Genomic DNA, 15611 nt, shown 5'->3' with positions numbered 1-15611 from the left:
GGGTTGAGCGCCACGCGCCAGCCAATTCCGAAACGGCATCGCGGTCTGTAGGAAGGCCGGTTTCGGGAGGAGACTATGGCGAATTTATCTGGCAAGCCGGGGCAGCAGGACGGCAGCCTCTACAACGAAGACCTCGCGCCGATCCCGGCGTCGAAGCGCAAGTGGGGTGCGTTCGAGATCTTCAATGTCTGGAACAACGACATCCAGAGCCTCTTCGGCTACACCCTGGCCGCATCGCTCTTCATCACCTACGGCCTCAACGGATGGGCGGTCTTCGCCGCCATCGTGCTTGCAGGCTTCTTCGTCATGGTGCTGGTGAACCTCACCGGCCGGCCGTCGGTCAAGCACGGTGTGCCTTATCCGGTCATCGCCCGCGCCTCCATGGGCGTCTACGGTGCCCGGTTCCCGGCCCTGGTGCGCGGCATCGTCGCGATCTTCTGGTACGGCGTCCAGACCTATTTCGCCTCCACCGCCGTGGCTTTGCTCCTCAACACGCTGCTCGGCATCGAAGGCGGCCCCGAGTTCCTTGGCATGACGGCAGTCGGCTGGCTGTCCTATCTCATCGTCTGCGTCTTCCAGGTCGCGCTGTTCATGAAGGGCATCGACTGGGTCGGCAAGTTCCTCAACTGGGCGGGCCCCTTTGTCTATGTCGTCATGATCGCGCTCTGCGTGGTGATCTGGTGGAAAGCCGGCAACGGCATCTTCTCCGCCCTCGGCACGATCTTCGAGGGAAGCGAGGCCACCGATCCGCGCGGACCGGTCGCCGCCTTCTTCACCGTCGTCGGCACGATGATCGCCTATTTTGCCGCCGTCGTGATCAATTTCGGCGACTTCTCGCGCTTTGTATCCGATGAAGGTGCCATGAAGCGGGGCAATTTCTGGGGTTTGCCGGTCTCCATGGCCTTCTTCTCCTTCATCGCGCTCTTCGTGACCGCGGGCACCGTCGTGCTCTTCGGCGAGAAGCTGGTGAACCCGGCCGACATCGTCGACCGCGTCGACAACGTCTTCCTGACGCTGATTGCGGCCGTCACCTTCTTCGCGGCGACCGTCGGCATCAACCTGGTCGCGAACTTCATTCCGCCGGCCTATGACATCGCCAACCTCAACCCGGAGAAGATCTCGGCCAGGACCGGTGGCATCATCACAGCGGTCATCGCCTTTTTTATCGGAGCGCTCTGGGTGACGGTCATCTCCAACATCGGCATTGCCGGTTTTGTCGACACGCTCGGCGCGTTCCTTGCCCCGCTCTATGGCATCCTGGTCGCGGATTATTACCTGGTGCGCAAACAGCAGATCGACATGGACGACCTGTTTTCGTCCAACCCGGCGGGCCGATACCACTACAACAACGGCTGGAACATGAAGGCGATCCTCGCCTTTGCCATCGCGGCACTGTTCTCGGTCGCAACGGTCTGGGTCCCGGCTCTCTCGGAGCTATCGGGCTATGGCTGGGTCATCGGTGCGGTGCTGGGCGGTGTCCTGCATCTCGGCCTGATGCGGATGCAATCGGCGGAAGCCGGGCGGGCCGCGCACTAAGCAACAAGCCCAATCGAACTTCCTCTGGCCGCTCCGTTACGACGGAGCGGTCTTTTTTTTCTTGCGAGGGCTCAAGCCTTCGCTGCGATGTCTTCCAGCACCGGCGAGGGCTGCCGTGCCTTCCGGGCTTCCTCGATCAACCGGTTGCTCGCCGTCTCGATGTCGGTGACCATGCGCTCATAGAAGACCTCCGGCGCAAGGCCCGCCTCGATCGGCGGCAGGATTTCGACGATCACCGTGCCCGGATAGACCTTCCACGAGGCGCGCGGCCAGTAAAGACCGGCATTATGGGCAATCGGCACCACGGGACATTTCAGGTCCCGGTAAAGATGGGCGATGCCGTATTTGTATTTCGGCTCGGCGCCGGCCGGCCGGCGTGTGCCTTCCGGGAAGATCAGGATCTGCCGCTTTTCGGCGATCGCCTCCTTGGCAGCCTGCATCATGGAGGCAAGAGCTTCCGAGCGCTTGCCGCGGTTGATCGGGATCTGCCGGTACTTGGCCGTGTACCAGCCAAAGATCGGGATCCAGCGCAGCTCGCGCTTCAGGATGAAGGTCGGGCTCCGGAAAAGCGGGATCAGCGCCACGGTTTCCCAGGCCGACTGGTGCTTCATGGCAGCGATGAAACCGCCATCCGGCAGGTTTTCCTTGCCCCGGACCTCGACCTTGATGCCGCCGACGACGCGCATCAACAGCTGCAGGGCGCGCGACCAGGTCGGCACCACCCACCAGCCCCAGCGTTCGGGAAGGAGCATCACCGGCGAGAACACGATCATCAGAATGAGCGTGACGAGATAGAAGAGGATCTGAAACAGGGTGGAACGCAGAAAGACCATGGCACCGTGAAAGCTACAGCACGTCGCGAAAAAGTGGGCACCTGTTTTTCGCAACAAGACGTGCGTCAGAAAGAGAGTTGAAGCGGGTCACGTCAATTCGAATAAACGCAACACGCTTTGGTCGAGACGGTTGGGCCGTCCGGCCATGACCTGACTTGTTGTCAGCTCACACCCTGAACGGTAATCCGCAGTCGGGCGAGGATATACTTCACATATTCGCGCATGAGAAGCCGCATCGTCGCCGGTTCCCGGTACCAGGCCGCAAGGTTGAGATCCTTGGAGAAGACCGGATAGGCAATAAGGTTGACATTCGGCAGGGCGCCCGCGAGCTCAACCTCGGCCCGGGGCAGGTGATAGGCGCTGGTGACGACCAGCAGCGACGAGAAGCCGTTCTTGCGCACCCAGTTGGCGGTCTCGGTCGCATTGCCTGCCGTATTGAGGGCAACCCGGTCGAGATCAACGCTCTGTTTTTCCAGCGGCATGGGGGAGGACGTGACGGCTGCAAGCTGTTCCCGCGTAGTGCCCGGGTGGACGCCGGAAATCAGCAGCCGGTTGGCCCGGCCTTCCTCCAGAAGGCGGATGGCCTCTCTGACCCGCGCATGGCCGCCGGTGAGCACGACGATGGCATCCGCGTTGGCGGTGCCCGGAACCCTGGCGGTGGCGATCCGGTGGGCGAAGAAGGCGAACTGCCCGAACAGACCGGCCACCAGCGCGACAACGACGGACACGAAAACAATCCTGAGCCCGAAGCGCTTCTTGCGCCCGGTGGTGCTCCCGGTAGCACTCCCTGGGGCGCGCCGAGGGGTTCGTCTGCCGCCCGCACGGCTTCTCGCCGCGTGGGGCAACGCGTCGTCGAGAGTGGGGTCTATGACAGTGTCAGCGTGTGTCATGGCGTGACTATGATAAGTGATTCGGCCAATTTCACGGCATTTTGCGGGAAAATCAATCAACTTTCGCCAGATGCGCCTTGACTGCGAGACCGGAGGTGAGGGCCGTCAGGATGGCCACCAGGAAGACGACACCGAAAACACCGAAATAGCCGGGCAGACTGACGGAGATGCCGCCGAAGAGCGCGGAGACCTGGTCCGTCCCGGCCTGACCGGAGCTCTGCCGGGTGAACACATCGATCAGCAGGAACGAGAGGATCGCCGCAACGCCGCCCGAAACCCCGCCCTTCATCCCCAGAACCAGGAAGTGCCGCTGGAACTCCCGCGCGATGAACCCGTCTTCCGCGCCGACGAAATGCAGCACCGAGACCACATCCTTGTTGCCGGCCATCGCCGCCTGGGTAGCGAAGACGACGCTCAGCACCATGGAACCGAGCACCAGCACCATGATGGCAAAACCGCCGACGACGACGGCCCCCGCCATGGCGGAAAGGCGCGACGTCCAGATCGAGTGATCGTCGACGCTGGCCCCGGTCACCGTCTGGGACACCATGACCCTCAGCTGGGCGAGATCCAGTTCGGCCGGATCGCCGACCGTGATCTGGATCAGGCGCGGAACGGGCAGGCCGTCCAGTTGCAGGCCTTCGCCGAGCCACGGCTCCAGCAACTGCTTGGTTTCCGCGTCGGACATGGCGCGCACGCTGTCGATGCCGGGAAACTCCTGCGCAAGCGCGACGGCCTTGTCGATCTCGCGGAGCATGTCGACACCTTCCGTCGGCCGGATCTGGATGGTGATTTCGCGCACCAGGTCGTTCTGCCAGGCATCTGCCGCATCCCAGACCACCGACACGGCGCCGACGGTCAGGCAGGCAAGGAAGCTCATGATGGCAACCACCAGCGTCAGCGCCCGCCCGGCAACCGCCTGGGGCGGCACGATAGCCGCTGCGGGGCGCAGCTTGGCATCGTCGCCCTCCGGTTCCTTCTTCGGCTTGGGCGCACTCTTCGGCGCGGGCTTGCGCTTCTTCTTCGGCCGTTCCAGGCGCCGGGGTGGCCGGACTTCGGCGGAGGCTGCCTGTTTCTTGTCGGTATCGTCGGACTGAGCCATTTGCCGCCTAATCGAATATTGAGAGGCGCCCGTCGGCCAGCACCATGCGCCGGGCGTCCACCTGTTCCAGCAGCGCGATGTCATGGGTCGCGATGATGACGGACGTGCCGAGTTTGTTCAATTCGATGAAAAGGCGCAACAGGCGCCGGGCGAGTGGCGGGTCGACGTTGCCGGTCGGCTCGTCCGCGAGCAGCACCTCCGGCCGCGTGATCAGGGCCCGCGCGATCGCCGCGCGCTGCTTCTCTCCACCTGAAAGGACCGGTGGCAGCACATGCATGCGGTCTCCCAGTCCGACCCATTTCAAGAGGTCGATGACATCGGAACGGTACTCCGCCTCTTCCTTGCCTATGACGCGCAGCGGCAAGGCGACGTTTTCATAGGTCGTCAGGTGTTCGAGCAGGCGGAAATCCTGAAACACCACGCCGATCTTGCGCCGCAATCGCGGCAGCTCCTGCTTGTCGATGACGCTGAGATCGCGGTTGAACACCTTGATCAGGCCGCGGGTCGGCCTGAGGGACATGAACAGAAGCCGGATGAGGCTGGTCTTGCCCGCGCCGGACGGGCCGGTCAGGAACTGGAACGACTGCGGCTCGATCTGAAACGTCAGATCGCGCAGGATTTCCGGTCCCATGCCGTATCTCAATCCGACATTTTCAAAGCGGATCACAAAATCACCCCTGTTCCTTCCTGTTGATGGACGCCACGCTATAGGCTGGCCATTAACGGTGCATTAATCATATAAAGGTCCATTAGAGAGCTGAAACCCCGTCATTGGATCCGACTGGCCTTTGTCCAGACTTTCCTGCCGGTTTCCGGCCCCGCGGTTCCAGCTCGAGCCCAAGAAGCATGCCATGGCGAAAGGTCTTCGCACATGAAGATCAAATGTCCGGACTGCGCAACGTCCTACGAAATCAAGGCGGAAGCGCTTGGCCCGGAGGGGCGCAGCGTGAAATGCGCCAAATGCGGCAATCGCTGGTTCGTCTCGTCCACCGAAGAGGAAGAGGGCGAGGTCGACTTCCGTCCTGCAGACGTACCTGACGAACCGGACGAGGATTTCGCCGAAGATAATCCAGAAGACGACGAGGCCCAATGGGCCGCAGACGCCGAAGACGACAACTTCCCCGCCGAGGACGATGAGGACGACGACGACGAGGAAGAGGTCAAACCCGCTCCGGCGGCTGCGCCCGGCAAGAAGGACAAGGGCAAATCCGCTGCCCAAAAAGGCGATGCCAAAGCAAGCGCCAAAGCGGCCGAGGCCGCGGCTGCGACTGACATTGAATCCTCCGCCAAGCGGCCGAAGATCATCGTCAACCCGAACAAGTTCCGCCGGGATCACATAGGCCTGGTGCTGAACTGGATTTTTCGCCGCAACTATCGCCGCATCGGCGGTGTCGCCCTGTTCGCCGCAGCGCTTGCCGGCTGTGCCGTCTTCGTTCTGATGCGCGACAACATCGTCAAGCAATCGCCGGACCTCGCCAGCCTCTTCCAGCTGGTCGGCCTGGACGTCAATCTGCGCGGGCTGGAGTTCCGCAACCTCAGGACCTTTACCGAGGTCGAGGAAGGCAAGAAGGTTCTCGTTGTCGAAGGATCGATCCGCAATCTCCTGCAGGAACGCAACACTGTCCCCGCCGTTCGTCTGTCGATCCGTAGCGCCGATCATCAGGAAGTCTACGCCTGGACGGTCGAACCCCGCACAAAATCTCTGAATGCTCTGGACGAAACCCGGTTCAGGACGATATTAGCCGACCCGCCAAAGGGCGCGTTCGACATCCAGGTTCGGTTTGTCGAGCGCGGCAAACGCCAGATAGTTCTCGAGTGACCATGAAAGCCAATATCCATACGCTGTTCGATGAAGACGCCATCGCCTTGCGCGTTGAGGCGCTTGCCGCGGAAATCTCGGAAGGCAGACCGCAGAAGCTGCTTGTCGTCGCCGTCCTGAAGGGCAGCTTCATCTTTTCCGCCGACCTCGTGCGCGCCATGCACCGCGTGGGCCTGGAACCGGAAATGGAGTTCATGCATTTATCCTCGTATGGCGCCGGCACGGAAGGCTCGGACACCATCCGGATTTTGCGCGATGTTGAAAGTGACGTTAACGACCGCGATATTATTTTGGTGGATGATATCCTGGAATCCGGTCGCACCCTGGCCTTCGCCAAGGAACGGCTTTTGAACCGGGGCGCGCGTTCGGTGAAGATCGCAGCGCTCCTCGATAAACCCGAGCGCCGCAAAGCTGCCATATCTGCCGATTATGTCGGATTTGCCTGTCCTGATAAGTTTGTCGTCGGATATGGTATGGATATGGGCCACGCCTGGAGGCAGCTGCCCTATATTGGATACGTTGTCGCCCCGGACGAGGGAGCGGCCGACGGCAACACAGGAGAGTGAGCATGGCTCGCATTCTTCTTACCGAAGACGACGAAGCTGTCCGCAGCTTCGTGAAGCGTGCTCTGGAACTGGACGGTCATTCCGTCGAGGCGGCCGAGGACGGCGGCGAAGCCGTTGAACTGCTGACCCGGGAAAAGGGCAGTTTCGACCTGCTTCTGTCCGACATCAAGATGCCCGTCATGGACGGCATCGCCCTTGCCCTGCACACGGCCCGCGACTACCCGAAAATGCCGATCCTGCTGATGACCGGCTTTGCCGACCAGCGCGAACGCGCCAACGGCCTGGAAGCCCTGGTGCACGACGTCGTCACCAAGCCGTTTTCCCTGGCCGACATCCGCAAGGCCGTGCGCGGCGCGATCTCCGGCGAAGTCCCGCAGGAAACCCGCCGCTACGCGTGACGGGACATCCGATTCCAATGCGTTCAAGACCCCGCTCCGGCGGGGTTTTTGTTTTTCTAACGCTTGTTGATAATCACGGTCGCAGGTTGAGCAAGCGGCCCATCCTTCGAGACGGGCTTTCAGCCCTCCTCAGGATGAGGTGAGGTGTGGTCGGCCACGCTTCCCTTCCTCCTCATCCTGAGGAAGCGCGGAGCGCTGTCTCGAAGGATGGGCCAATTGCTCATCACCTGGCAAAAAAGACGCACCGAAGCGCCTGCACAAACCAACGAATAACGCCGGCCTCTCTTTTGTCATCCCGGCCAAGCGCAGCGCGAGCCGGGACCGGGGAGGCATGGAAATCCCGATATTCCGAACGCACCCGAGAGACCTCGGCTCCCCGGTCCCGGATCTTCGCTTCGCTGCGTCCGGGATGACGGAATGAGAAGGTGTTCATATAAAAAAACCCCGCCGAAGCGGGGTCTCCAACTCTCCTGAAAAGCCTTACCCACCTCAATACCGCTTCAGCAGCCGCTCCAGGTAATCCAGCTCCAGCTTCGGCCGCGACGGGTCGGAGAAGCGTTTGCGGAGTTCTTCCAGAATACGGCGGGCGCGCTGGACGTCGATCTCGTCCGGGATCTTCACCCGGTTGTTGAAATCAGGGCCTTCTGTGCGACGCGGCCGGCCGAGCGGGTCCTCGTCCATGGGCGACGGGCCGTTGGGCGAGCCCGGGCCTTCGCCCTGGCCCATCATCTGCTCGGTCAGACCCTGGGCACCGCGGCGCAGCGCGTCCAGTGCATCACCCTGCTCGCCGAGCGCCTGCTGGCCCTGGCCCTGCCCGAGCGACTGCTGCGCTTCGCCCATGGATTCGCCTGCCTCGCCGAGCGCCTGGTTCTGGCCCATGCCGTTCTGGTTCAATTGTTCCATAAGCTGCTGCAGCTGCTGCGCCAGGTCGCCCTGGCCCTGCTGCAGTTGTTCAAGCATCTTCTGAAGCTGTTCCTGGGTCAGCTGCTGGCCCTGGTCCTGCTGTTGCTGCTGTCCTTGCTGCTGTTGTTGGCCGCGGCGCTGCTGCTGGTCCTGGTTGAACTTGTGCGTCTGGTCCATCAGCTGCTGCTGTTTCTGGATCATCTCACCGAGCTGATTGAGCATTTCCATCATTTCGCTGGACATGCCGTTTGGCATCATCTGCGGCCGTCCGGCCTGCAGGTTTTCCAGCATCTGCTGCATCTGGGCGAGCAGCTCCCGGGCGGCATCTCTGGAGCCGGTCCTGGCCAGCTCCTCGATCCGGTCCAGCATCTCGGCAAGGTCCTGCTCGTTCAAGGTCTGCTGGTTGCCGTCGAAAGGTTGCATGGCCTGCGGGTTCTGGCGCATCTGCTCGGCAAGCGCCTGCATGTATTCGTTCAGGGCCTCGCGAAGCTGCTGCGTCAGCTTGGCGATCTCCTCGTCGCTGGCACCTTCCTCCAGCGCCTTGCGCAAGGCTTCCTGGGCATCGCGCAGCTTGCGCTCCGCCGCCGACAGGTCGCCGTCCTCGATGGAAAGCGCCAAGTCCCAGAGCAGCGGCAGCAGGTCCTTCAGCTCCTGGTCCGTGCGGGCATCGATCAGCTGGCTGTAGGCAAAGCGCATGCCGAGATAGTCGCGCACCTTGAAGTCGAACGTGTCGGGGGCCAGCAGCAGGGCATCGAAAGCGGTGATGATCTCCGCATGGCTTTCCGCGTCGAGCGCCAGATTGCGCCGTTGCTCCACCACCGCACGGGCCAGCGGCTTGCCGAAGCGGCGCTGGGGCAGGGTAATGCGGTAGGACGGCGACAGGCCCTCCTGGCCGGCTTGGTCCCGTGCCGTCAGGAGGAGGTCGACCTCCGAACCGGCCCAGGGATGGGAGGCGAGATCGCGGATGGTTTCCGCGGTCTTGGCGGTACCCGCCCGCGGCGGCAGCGACAGCGGGAATTGCGGTGCATCGACCAGCGGCCGCGGAACCCGGTTGCCGTTGTCGGGATCCGGCAGCGGCGTGATCCGGGCTTCGGCGCCGACGACGCCATAATCGTCATTGACGAGATAGGAGAATTTCAACGCCCCGCTGAGCTGCGCCTCCGGATCGTCGGTCAGCCGGATTTCCGGCGCATCGTCCGGGCGCACGGCAAAGACATAGCTCAGCATCGGCTCTTCGCCGTTGAGCAACTCGACCACCCCGGTCGTCTCCAGCTTGAGCCGGCGTTCCACCGGCAGCAGCTTCTTTAGCTCCGGGTCCACGGTCTCGGCGGTCTCTTCCGGTTCGATGACGGCCGGCTCTGCATCGTCCGCGCCGGCGAAGGTCATGGAAAGATTGCGTGCACCCTGGGTCCTGACCACCAGGATCGAGCCTTCGGGCACGGAGATCGGCGCGCCGGGATCACGCAGCTGGGCGCTTTCGCCGGTCAGATAGATCGGCGGCTCGCTGGTATAAAGCGGCGGAGTAACCCAGGCATCCAGCCGGCTGGGTGCTTCCACAGTCTTGAACGGGTTCTGGAACGCGGAACCGAGCCGGCCGAGATAGTCGCCCTGCGCGGTGGAAAAACCGATGATGAGCAGACAGGCGGCAAGAACGCGCAGCGCCCAGGGGTCGCGCCGGTAGGCCTGCGGATCGGGGGCCCTGGAGCGGATGCGGTTCACGGCTTCCGCCGTGCGACGCTGGTGCAGTGCCCAGATCGCCTGGCTTTCGGAATTGCCGGTCCCGACCGACAGCTCGTCCTCGAGCGCCGTCAGCGGCCGGTGCAGCTGGCCGGAGGATTTCTCGACGCGGGAGAGCGCGTCCTCGCGCGACGGCCAGGCAAGTTTCGGCAGGTCCCTGGCTGCCCATAGCGCCAGGACGGCAAAGGCGACAATGCCGAGTGGCCCCGCCCAGGCCGGCAACACAAGCCAGAGGCCGAGCCAGGACAGACCGACAAAGAGACCGATGACGACAAGGAGAGGCAGCATCGCGCGCCACAGGCGCTCGACGAACAGCGCCCAGCGGCTATGGCGGACCAGCCGGTCCAGCCGGGCCTTGATGGCAGCCCGCCAGCCGGAAAGCTCGGAAGATATCTGACGCTCTTGCTCGTGTTCGCTGTCGCTAGGGCTCAATGGCACCTCCGGTTCTGGCACCAAGGGCTGCCGGCCATGCCGGATCGCAGCCCGCTGGACCTGCCCACCTGAGACTAAGGTGAGGCAGAACGGGCCGTCCGGCAACCTGTCGGTTCAACTAATTGTCGGCCGATTTGGTCACGAACCCTTGAGCCAGTCCGGAATCCGGTCCAGTCCGATCAGCTCCTCATAGCTGGTTCGCGGCCGGACAACGGCGAATTGATCAGCATTTACCAGCACTTCCGGCACCAGCAGACGCGAATTGTAGGTGCAGGACTGCACCGCGCCATAGGCTCCGGCGGAATAGACAGCCAGCATCTCGCCGGCGTTTACCCTGGGCATATCCCGGTTCTGGGCGAGAAAGTCACCGGTTTCGCAGACCGGACCGACGATATCGGCCTTGATTCGCTCGGCTTCCGTCGACGGTTCGCTGACAGGACGCACCTCGTGATAGGCCTCGTAGAGTGTGGGCCGGATAAGGTCGTTCATCGCTGCGTCGACGATGACAAAGGTCTTGTCGGCGCCTTCCTTCACATAGACGACCTCGGTCACCAGGATGCCGGCATTGCCGGCGATCATGCGGCCCGGCTCGAACATCACCATGCAGCCCAGCTCGCGCACATGCTTCTTGACCACCTGGGCATAGGCGTCCGGATGCGGGGGCGGGTTGTTGTCGGTGACATAGGGAATGCCGAGCCCGCCGCCGAGATCGACGTGGTCGATGCTGTGGCCCTGCGATCTGAGATCCGAGATCAGGTCACCAAGGCGTGCGAAGGCATTATCGAAGGGTTCCAGTTCGGTGATCTGCGAGCCGATATGCATGTCGATGCCGGTCACCTTGATGCCCGGCAGCGAAGCCGCTTCCGCATAGACTTCCCGGGCCCGCTGCCAGGGAATGCCGAACTTGTTCTCCGCCTTGCCCGTCGCGATCTTGGCGTGGGTCTTGGCATCGACATCCGGATTGATGCGCATGGAGACCCTTGCGGTCTTGCCCATGGCGCTTGCCACTTTCGAGAGCTGGCGCAGCTCCGGCTCGGATTCCACGTTGAAGCAGAGGATATCCTCTTCCAGCGCATAGGCCTGTTCGGCTTCGGTCTTGCCGACACCGGAAAAGACGATCTTGGAGGCGGGCACCCCGGCGGCCCGGGCGCGGCGCAATTCGCCTTCGGAGACCACATCCATGCCGGCGCCGAGCTGAGCCAGCGTCTTCAGGACGGCCTGGTTGGAATTCGCCTTCATGGCGTAACAGACGAGAGACGGGATATCGCCAAAGGCGGACGAGAACACCTGATAGTGGCGGGTCAGCGTGGCGGTGGAATAGCAGTAGAACGGCGTTCCGACCGCGCGCGCGATGTCCGCGATCGCCACGTCCTCGGCATGAAGCTCGCCGTTCCGGTAATCAAAGTGATGCAAGGCACGCCCTCATGCGGCTGGACCGGTCCTGTTTACCCCGCGAACGGAAGTCGGCTGGCCGGTCGATATCCAGGATGTTCGATTGCGCAGCGCGGCTGCGCGAAAACTCAATTGATCAGGAAGTCCAGGAAGAACGGTTTGTCGTTTTCCGGCGTTTCCGGCTGTTCCGGAACTGCGGCGAGGGCCGGATCGACGGCGCTTCCGGTCTCGGCTGCCGCCGGCGCGCCCGGGACGTCCAGACTGCCCTTGCGGCCGCACCCGGCCAGGGTCAGGCTCAGACAGAGGCCGAGCAAAGCCAGGGTTTTGAGCCGGGTTGTCATCGCCATACTGCCCTTTTGGTTCGGCTGGCCTGCGTCCGGATGGACGCAGGGCCAAATTCCTGAAGTCATGCGTGGTCTTCTCCTCGCATGACACGGCGCTTTCGGCAAGAGCTTCAGCTCTTGCCGAGCTCTTTCAGCCAGCGGCGCGCCTGCTTGCGCACATTGACCGGAGAGGTGCCACCGTAGCTGGTGCGGCTGCGCACGGACTTGTCGACGGAAAGCACCTGGAAGATTTCTCCGGTGATCTTCGGCTCGACCGCCTGCATCTCTTCCAACGAGACCTTGTGCAGTTCGACTCCCTTTTCCACGGCAAGGCCGACAATCCGGCCGGTGACGTGGTGGGCATCGCGGAAGGGCAGACCAAGCACGCGCACCAGCCAGTCGGCAAGGTCCGTTGCGGTGGAATAGCCGGAGCCTGCCGCCTTCTTCATGGTTTTGACCACCGGCTCCAGGTCCCGCACCATGCCGGTCATGGCGGCAAGCGCCAGGGAGACGCTGGCAAGGCCGTCAAACGCCTGCTCCTTGTCTTCCTGCATGTCCTTGGAATAAGCCAGCGGCAGACCCTTCATCATCACCAGCAGCGCCTGTAGCGAGCCGTAGATGCGGCCTGTCTTGGCGCGCACCAGTTCGGCCGCATCCGGGTTCTTCTTCTGCGGCATGATGGACGAGCCGGTCGAGAATTTGTCCGACAGCTTGATGAAGCCGAACTGGGCCGAACACCAGATGACGATTTCTTCCGCCAGGCGCGACAGGTGCGTGGCGGTCAGCGACGCTGCCGCCAGTGCCTCGATGACGAAGTCGCGGTCGGAGACGGCATCGAGCGAGTTCGCCGACGGGCGGTCGAAGCCGAGGGCCTTGGCCGTCATGTGGCGGTCGATCGGGAAAGACGTGCCGGCAAGGGCTGCCGCGCCGAGCGGGCATTCGTTCATGCGCTTGCGCGCATCGCGCACCCGGCCCCGGTCGCGGCCGAACATTTCCACATAGGCCAGCAGATGATGGCCGAAGGTGACCGGCTGGGCCGACTGCAAATGGGTGAAACCCGGCATGACGTCGGAGGCGTGGGTCTCCGCCTTTTCGGACAGCGCCTGCATCAGCTCACCGAGCTGGATGTCCAGCGTGTCGAGTGTATCGCGCACCCAGAGTCGGAAATCGGTCGCAACCTGGTCGTTGCGCGAGCGTGCGGTGTGAAGCCGTCCGGCCGCCGGACCGATCAGCTCGGCAAGCCGCGCCTCGATATTCATGTGAATGTCTTCAAGCGCCCGGGTGAACGTGAAGGTGCCGGCTTCGATCTCTGACAGGATTGTGTCTAGACCTTGAACGATCTTGTCGGCATCGTCCCGCGTCACAATGTCTTTTTCGGCGAGCATGCGCACATGGGCTTTCGAGCCGTCGATGTCCTGCTTATATAGCTTCCGGTCGAAGTCGATGGAGGCGTTGATCTCCTCCATGATGGCGTCCGGTCCTTCAGCGAACCGGCCTCCCCACATGCGATTGCTCATGTCCTGTCCCTTAGAAGGTCCCCCGTTCGGGGGGGTGAACGAATGACACAGCCAACCGAACCCGCAAGAACCTCACGCCGCGGCGTCTATGCCGCAGGGCTCGCAGGTGCAGTGGCCGCCGTAGCGGCTCTATACGTGATCGGCGGACCGAATGGCAATATAGGCAAGGGCCAAAGCTGTACGGCGTCGCTTGCAAGCGCCGCCGCCGCGAAGCCCTTTGCCACCGGTGAGGTGGCGGCTTTTCTGCCGGCGCAGGCACCGCTCGACCTCGCGGCGCTGACCTTCAAGGACCCGGACGGCAAGGATGTCTCACTCGCCGATTTCAAGGACCGGACGGTACTGCTCAATCTCTGGGCGACATGGTGCGCGCCCTGCCGCAAGGAAATGCCGGCCCTGGATGCACTCCAGGCCGATCTCGGCAATGAAGATTTCGAGGTGGTTGCGGTCAATCTCGACCGGGGCGGATCGGAGAAGCCGGCGGCTTTTCTGGAGGAAATCGGCGTCGGCAACCTGACGCTTTACCAGGACAGTTCCAACGGCATCCTGAAGGAATTGCGCAAGGTGGCGCGAGCAACCGGACTGCCGACCACGATCCTGATCGGCCCGGAAAGCTGCGAGATCGGCACGATGTACGGCCCGGCCGAATGGCATTCCGGCGAAGCCAAGGCGCTTGTGGAGAGTGCGCTGAATTCGGCAAAACAAAAGCCGGGCGCCTGACACCCGGCCCAAGCCACTAACAAACCGGACCCTCCAGCGTCATCCCGGCCAAGCGCAGCGCGAGCCGGGACCGGGGAGGCACAAGTTTTTGCTGTTGCTTGAGTTAATTCGACGGTCCTTTGGCTCCCCGGTCCCGGATCTCCGCTTCGCTGCGTCCGGGATGACGCTGGTGGAGTTTGTCGCACGCATAACAAAAGCCGGGAGCTTGACGCCCAGCCGCGTTGCGTCCGGAGACTTCAAATTTTCATCGTTTTTGGCCTGCGGCCCTTAGACCGTGATATCGACGGCGTTGCCGAGGCCGGGGATCTTGCGGGATTCGCGGCGATCCTCTTCCTGGGTCTCCTTGGCCTCTTCCAGCCGTGCGGCGACCTGGCGCTCCTGATCGTTCTGGTCTTTCACCGCATTGGCGGCCAGCTGGTTACGGACATTTGCAGTGTTGTATGCGGCCGAAGAGGAGGTGCTGTCGGAAACACTCGCCATAATCGGGTACTCCTTTGGCGTGTCGATGGGGCGATCCTGCGGCCGGAAAAACGTCAGCGTTCATCGAACGCCGGTCGTTCCGTTCCGCGTCGGATCGTTGGTTTCCGACCCGTCGCTAGACGCGGGTCGCCTTTGGTTCAGGCCAGGATATTGACCTGTGTGCCCAATCCGTTACCTGGGCCGTTACCTGGGCCATTTCCCGGGTTGCTTGTCTGAGCCTTGTCTTCCAGTTGTTCAGCCTGCCGGCTCAGGGCTTCTGCCCGGTTCGTGCTGAAACTGGCCTGGCGCTGCACGATCTCGGCAGCCGCTTCCGACCGCTTGGCCTTGAAGGCCTCGGTCATCTCGGCAACCTTTTGTACACGCGAGTTGCTCACGTCGGGCTGAAACGCCAGAGACGGTCCATATCCAATTGCTTCAGGCATTTTCGCTCCAATCCTTGGATACGATTTTGCTTTTCGATCATGAGACAAATAGCTGAAGCAAAAGGTAAATTGTAGAACTTACCTTTGGGCAGGATGATCAGAGTACTTACTGAATCAGGAGCTTTTGATTAAATCTTTAATGATCTCAACGGATCTGTTTGAAGAAAATCGTTTTTTGGAAGTCCGATCCCGAATACGGCGAAGCCGGCAGAGCGTGCGCCGCCTTGCTTTCGGCCCACGAATAGAGAGACCGAAACGCCGCAAATGTCCAAATGTTAAGGAAAGTGGAGCGGCAATACCGTCAGGCGGTGACATCCACCCGGCCGCCGAGGCCCGGTGGGGGAGCGGCCTGGGTAGCCTCAAGGTTCGCGGCACCCTCTTGCAGAAGCGCGACAAGGTTGGCGTCCTGCTGGGCAGCCATCTTCATTATCTCAGACTGAAGCGCCTGGGCTGTCTGAGCCTGGGTCTGAGCCACAAAGGTGTTGGCAATGCCGACGCTGTCCATCAATAACTCCTGAGGTTGCAGCCACCCTAGCCCCCTCCC

At 62.4% G+C, this 15611-nt stretch carries 16 protein-coding genes; 5 read left to right on the top strand and 11 right to left on the bottom strand.

Features of this window, described 5'->3' with window-relative positions; translation table 11 throughout:
* Positions 1 to 75: 75 nt before the first annotated feature.
* Entirely contained in the window at positions 76 to 1536 is a 1461-nt protein-coding gene (locus ACX3M4_RS18970; protein WP_459354548.1) for an NCS1 family nucleobase:cation symporter-1, read from the top strand.
* A gap of 71 nt (positions 1537 to 1607) precedes the next feature.
* Here ACX3M4_RS18970 and ACX3M4_RS18965 read toward each other — a convergent pair whose 3' ends face one another.
* From ACX3M4_RS18965 to ftsE, 4 genes are all read right to left on the bottom strand, one after another.
* Positions 1608 to 2369: a lysophospholipid acyltransferase family protein gene (locus ACX3M4_RS18965; protein ID WP_459354547.1), complete on the bottom strand. Its 762-nt coding sequence runs from the start codon at positions 2367 to 2369 to the stop codon at positions 1608 to 1610.
* 161 nt (positions 2370 to 2530) lie between these two features.
* A complete protein-coding gene (locus ACX3M4_RS18960) occupies positions 2531 to 3097 on the bottom strand; it encodes a YdcF family protein (RefSeq protein ID WP_459354546.1) in 567 nt (188 codons plus the stop codon).
* 214 nt (positions 3098 to 3311) lie between these two features.
* Positions 3312 to 4361: a cell division protein FtsX gene (locus ACX3M4_RS18955; protein WP_459354545.1), complete on the bottom strand. Its 1050-nt coding sequence runs from the start codon at positions 4359 to 4361 to the stop codon at positions 3312 to 3314.
* Between the two features lie 7 nt (positions 4362 to 4368).
* Positions 4369 to 5028 carry a cell division ATP-binding protein FtsE gene (gene ftsE / locus ACX3M4_RS18950; protein WP_459354544.1) on the bottom strand — a complete coding sequence of 220 codons (660 nt, stop codon included), beginning with the start codon at positions 5026 to 5028 and terminating at the stop codon, positions 4369 to 4371.
* Positions 5029 to 5232: 204 nt separating this feature from the next.
* On the opposite strand from ftsE, the gene ACX3M4_RS18945 reads away from it, so the two are divergent.
* From ACX3M4_RS18945 to ACX3M4_RS18935, 3 genes are read left to right on the top strand one after another with little or no spacing between them, the layout of a single operon-like run.
* Positions 5233 to 6180 carry a zinc-ribbon domain-containing protein gene (locus tag ACX3M4_RS18945; protein WP_459354543.1) on the top strand — a complete coding sequence of 316 codons (948 nt, stop codon included), beginning with the start codon at positions 5233 to 5235 and terminating at the stop codon, positions 6178 to 6180.
* Between the two features lie 2 nt (positions 6181 to 6182).
* Positions 6183 to 6746 carry a hypoxanthine phosphoribosyltransferase gene (hpt, locus tag ACX3M4_RS18940; protein WP_459354542.1) on the top strand — a complete coding sequence of 188 codons (564 nt, stop codon included), beginning with the start codon at positions 6183 to 6185 and terminating at the stop codon, positions 6744 to 6746.
* A 2-nt stretch (positions 6747 to 6748) separates the two neighbouring features.
* Positions 6749 to 7144, top strand: a complete 396-nt coding sequence (locus tag ACX3M4_RS18935) for a response regulator (protein WP_459354541.1) — start codon at positions 6749 to 6751, stop codon at positions 7142 to 7144.
* A gap of 489 nt (positions 7145 to 7633) precedes the next feature.
* Here the strand turns inward: ACX3M4_RS18935 and ACX3M4_RS18930 are convergent, their stop codons facing one another.
* The 4 genes from ACX3M4_RS18930 to argH form a co-directional block, all read right to left on the bottom strand.
* Positions 7634 to 10216: a TIGR02302 family protein gene (locus ACX3M4_RS18930; protein ID WP_459354540.1), complete on the bottom strand. Its 2583-nt coding sequence runs from the start codon at positions 10214 to 10216 to the stop codon at positions 7634 to 7636.
* A 138-nt stretch (positions 10217 to 10354) separates the two neighbouring features.
* Complete coding sequence (gene lysA, locus ACX3M4_RS18925) at positions 10355 to 11629, bottom strand: diaminopimelate decarboxylase (protein ID WP_459354539.1); 1275 nt, start codon at positions 11627 to 11629, stop codon at positions 10355 to 10357.
* Positions 11630 to 11736: 107 nt separating this feature from the next.
* On the bottom strand, positions 11737 to 11955 hold the full coding sequence (gene lptM, locus ACX3M4_RS18920) for an LPS translocon maturation chaperone LptM (protein WP_459354538.1): 219 nt from the start codon (positions 11953 to 11955) through the stop codon (positions 11737 to 11739).
* Between the two features lie 107 nt (positions 11956 to 12062).
* On the bottom strand, positions 12063 to 13448 hold the full coding sequence (gene argH / locus ACX3M4_RS18915) for an argininosuccinate lyase (RefSeq protein ID WP_459354537.1): 1386 nt from the start codon (positions 13446 to 13448) through the stop codon (positions 12063 to 12065).
* Between the two features lie 42 nt (positions 13449 to 13490).
* On the opposite strand from argH, the gene tlpA reads away from it, so the two are divergent.
* Entirely contained in the window at positions 13491 to 14165 is a 675-nt protein-coding gene (gene tlpA / locus ACX3M4_RS18910; RefSeq protein ID WP_459354536.1) for a thiol:disulfide interchange protein TlpA, read from the top strand.
* Positions 14166 to 14432: 267 nt separating this feature from the next.
* Here the strand turns inward: tlpA and ACX3M4_RS18905 are convergent, their stop codons facing one another.
* The 3 genes from ACX3M4_RS18905 to ACX3M4_RS18895 all read right to left on the bottom strand — a co-directional run bounded on the left by ACX3M4_RS18905 (position 14433) and on the right by ACX3M4_RS18895 (position 15572).
* Positions 14433 to 14645 (bottom strand): hypothetical protein, encoded by a 213-nt coding sequence (locus ACX3M4_RS18905; RefSeq protein ID WP_459354535.1) that lies wholly within the window; start codon positions 14643 to 14645, stop codon positions 14433 to 14435.
* Between the two features lie 137 nt (positions 14646 to 14782).
* A complete protein-coding gene (locus ACX3M4_RS18900; protein WP_459354534.1) occupies positions 14783 to 15067 on the bottom strand; it encodes a hypothetical protein in 285 nt (94 codons plus the stop codon).
* A 301-nt stretch (positions 15068 to 15368) separates the two neighbouring features.
* Positions 15369 to 15572 carry a hypothetical protein gene (locus ACX3M4_RS18895; RefSeq protein WP_459354533.1) on the bottom strand — a complete coding sequence of 68 codons (204 nt, stop codon included), beginning with the start codon at positions 15570 to 15572 and terminating at the stop codon, positions 15369 to 15371.
* Positions 15573 to 15611 lie beyond the last annotated feature (39 nt).

This window comes from Roseibium sp. M-1 (assembly GCF_054515675.1).
The sequence above is the reverse complement of the archived record's forward strand: the minus strand, read 5'-3'. Positions and strand labels throughout refer to the sequence as shown.

Coding starts and splice junctions, on each gene's coding strand:
- ACX3M4_RS18970 (WP_459354548.1), top strand. CDS start 76: ATGGCGAATTTATCTGGCAAGCCGGGGCAGCAGGACGGCAGCCTCTAC.
- ACX3M4_RS18965 (WP_459354547.1), bottom strand. CDS start 2,369: ATGGTCTTTCTGCGTTCCACCCTGTTTCAGATCCTCTTCTATCTCGTC.
- ACX3M4_RS18955 (WP_459354545.1), bottom strand. CDS start 4,361: ATGGCTCAGTCCGACGATACCGACAAGAAACAGGCAGCCTCCGCCGAA.
- ACX3M4_RS18945 (WP_459354543.1), top strand. CDS start 5,233: ATGAAGATCAAATGTCCGGACTGCGCAACGTCCTACGAAATCAAGGCG.
- hpt (WP_459354542.1), top strand. CDS start 6,183: ATGAAAGCCAATATCCATACGCTGTTCGATGAAGACGCCATCGCCTTG.
- ACX3M4_RS18935 (WP_459354541.1), top strand. CDS start 6,749: ATGGCTCGCATTCTTCTTACCGAAGACGACGAAGCTGTCCGCAGCTTC.
- lptM (WP_459354538.1), bottom strand. CDS start 11,955: ATGGCGATGACAACCCGGCTCAAAACCCTGGCTTTGCTCGGCCTCTGT.
- argH (WP_459354537.1), bottom strand. CDS start 13,448: ATGAGCAATCGCATGTGGGGAGGCCGGTTCGCTGAAGGACCGGACGCC.
- tlpA (WP_459354536.1), top strand. CDS start 13,491: ATGACACAGCCAACCGAACCCGCAAGAACCTCACGCCGCGGCGTCTAT.
- ACX3M4_RS18905 (WP_459354535.1), bottom strand. CDS start 14,645: ATGGCGAGTGTTTCCGACAGCACCTCCTCTTCGGCCGCATACAACACT.
- ACX3M4_RS18900 (WP_459354534.1), bottom strand. CDS start 15,067: ATGCCTGAAGCAATTGGATATGGACCGTCTCTGGCGTTTCAGCCCGAC.
- ACX3M4_RS18895 (WP_459354533.1), bottom strand. CDS start 15,572: ATGGACAGCGTCGGCATTGCCAACACCTTTGTGGCTCAGACCCAGGCT.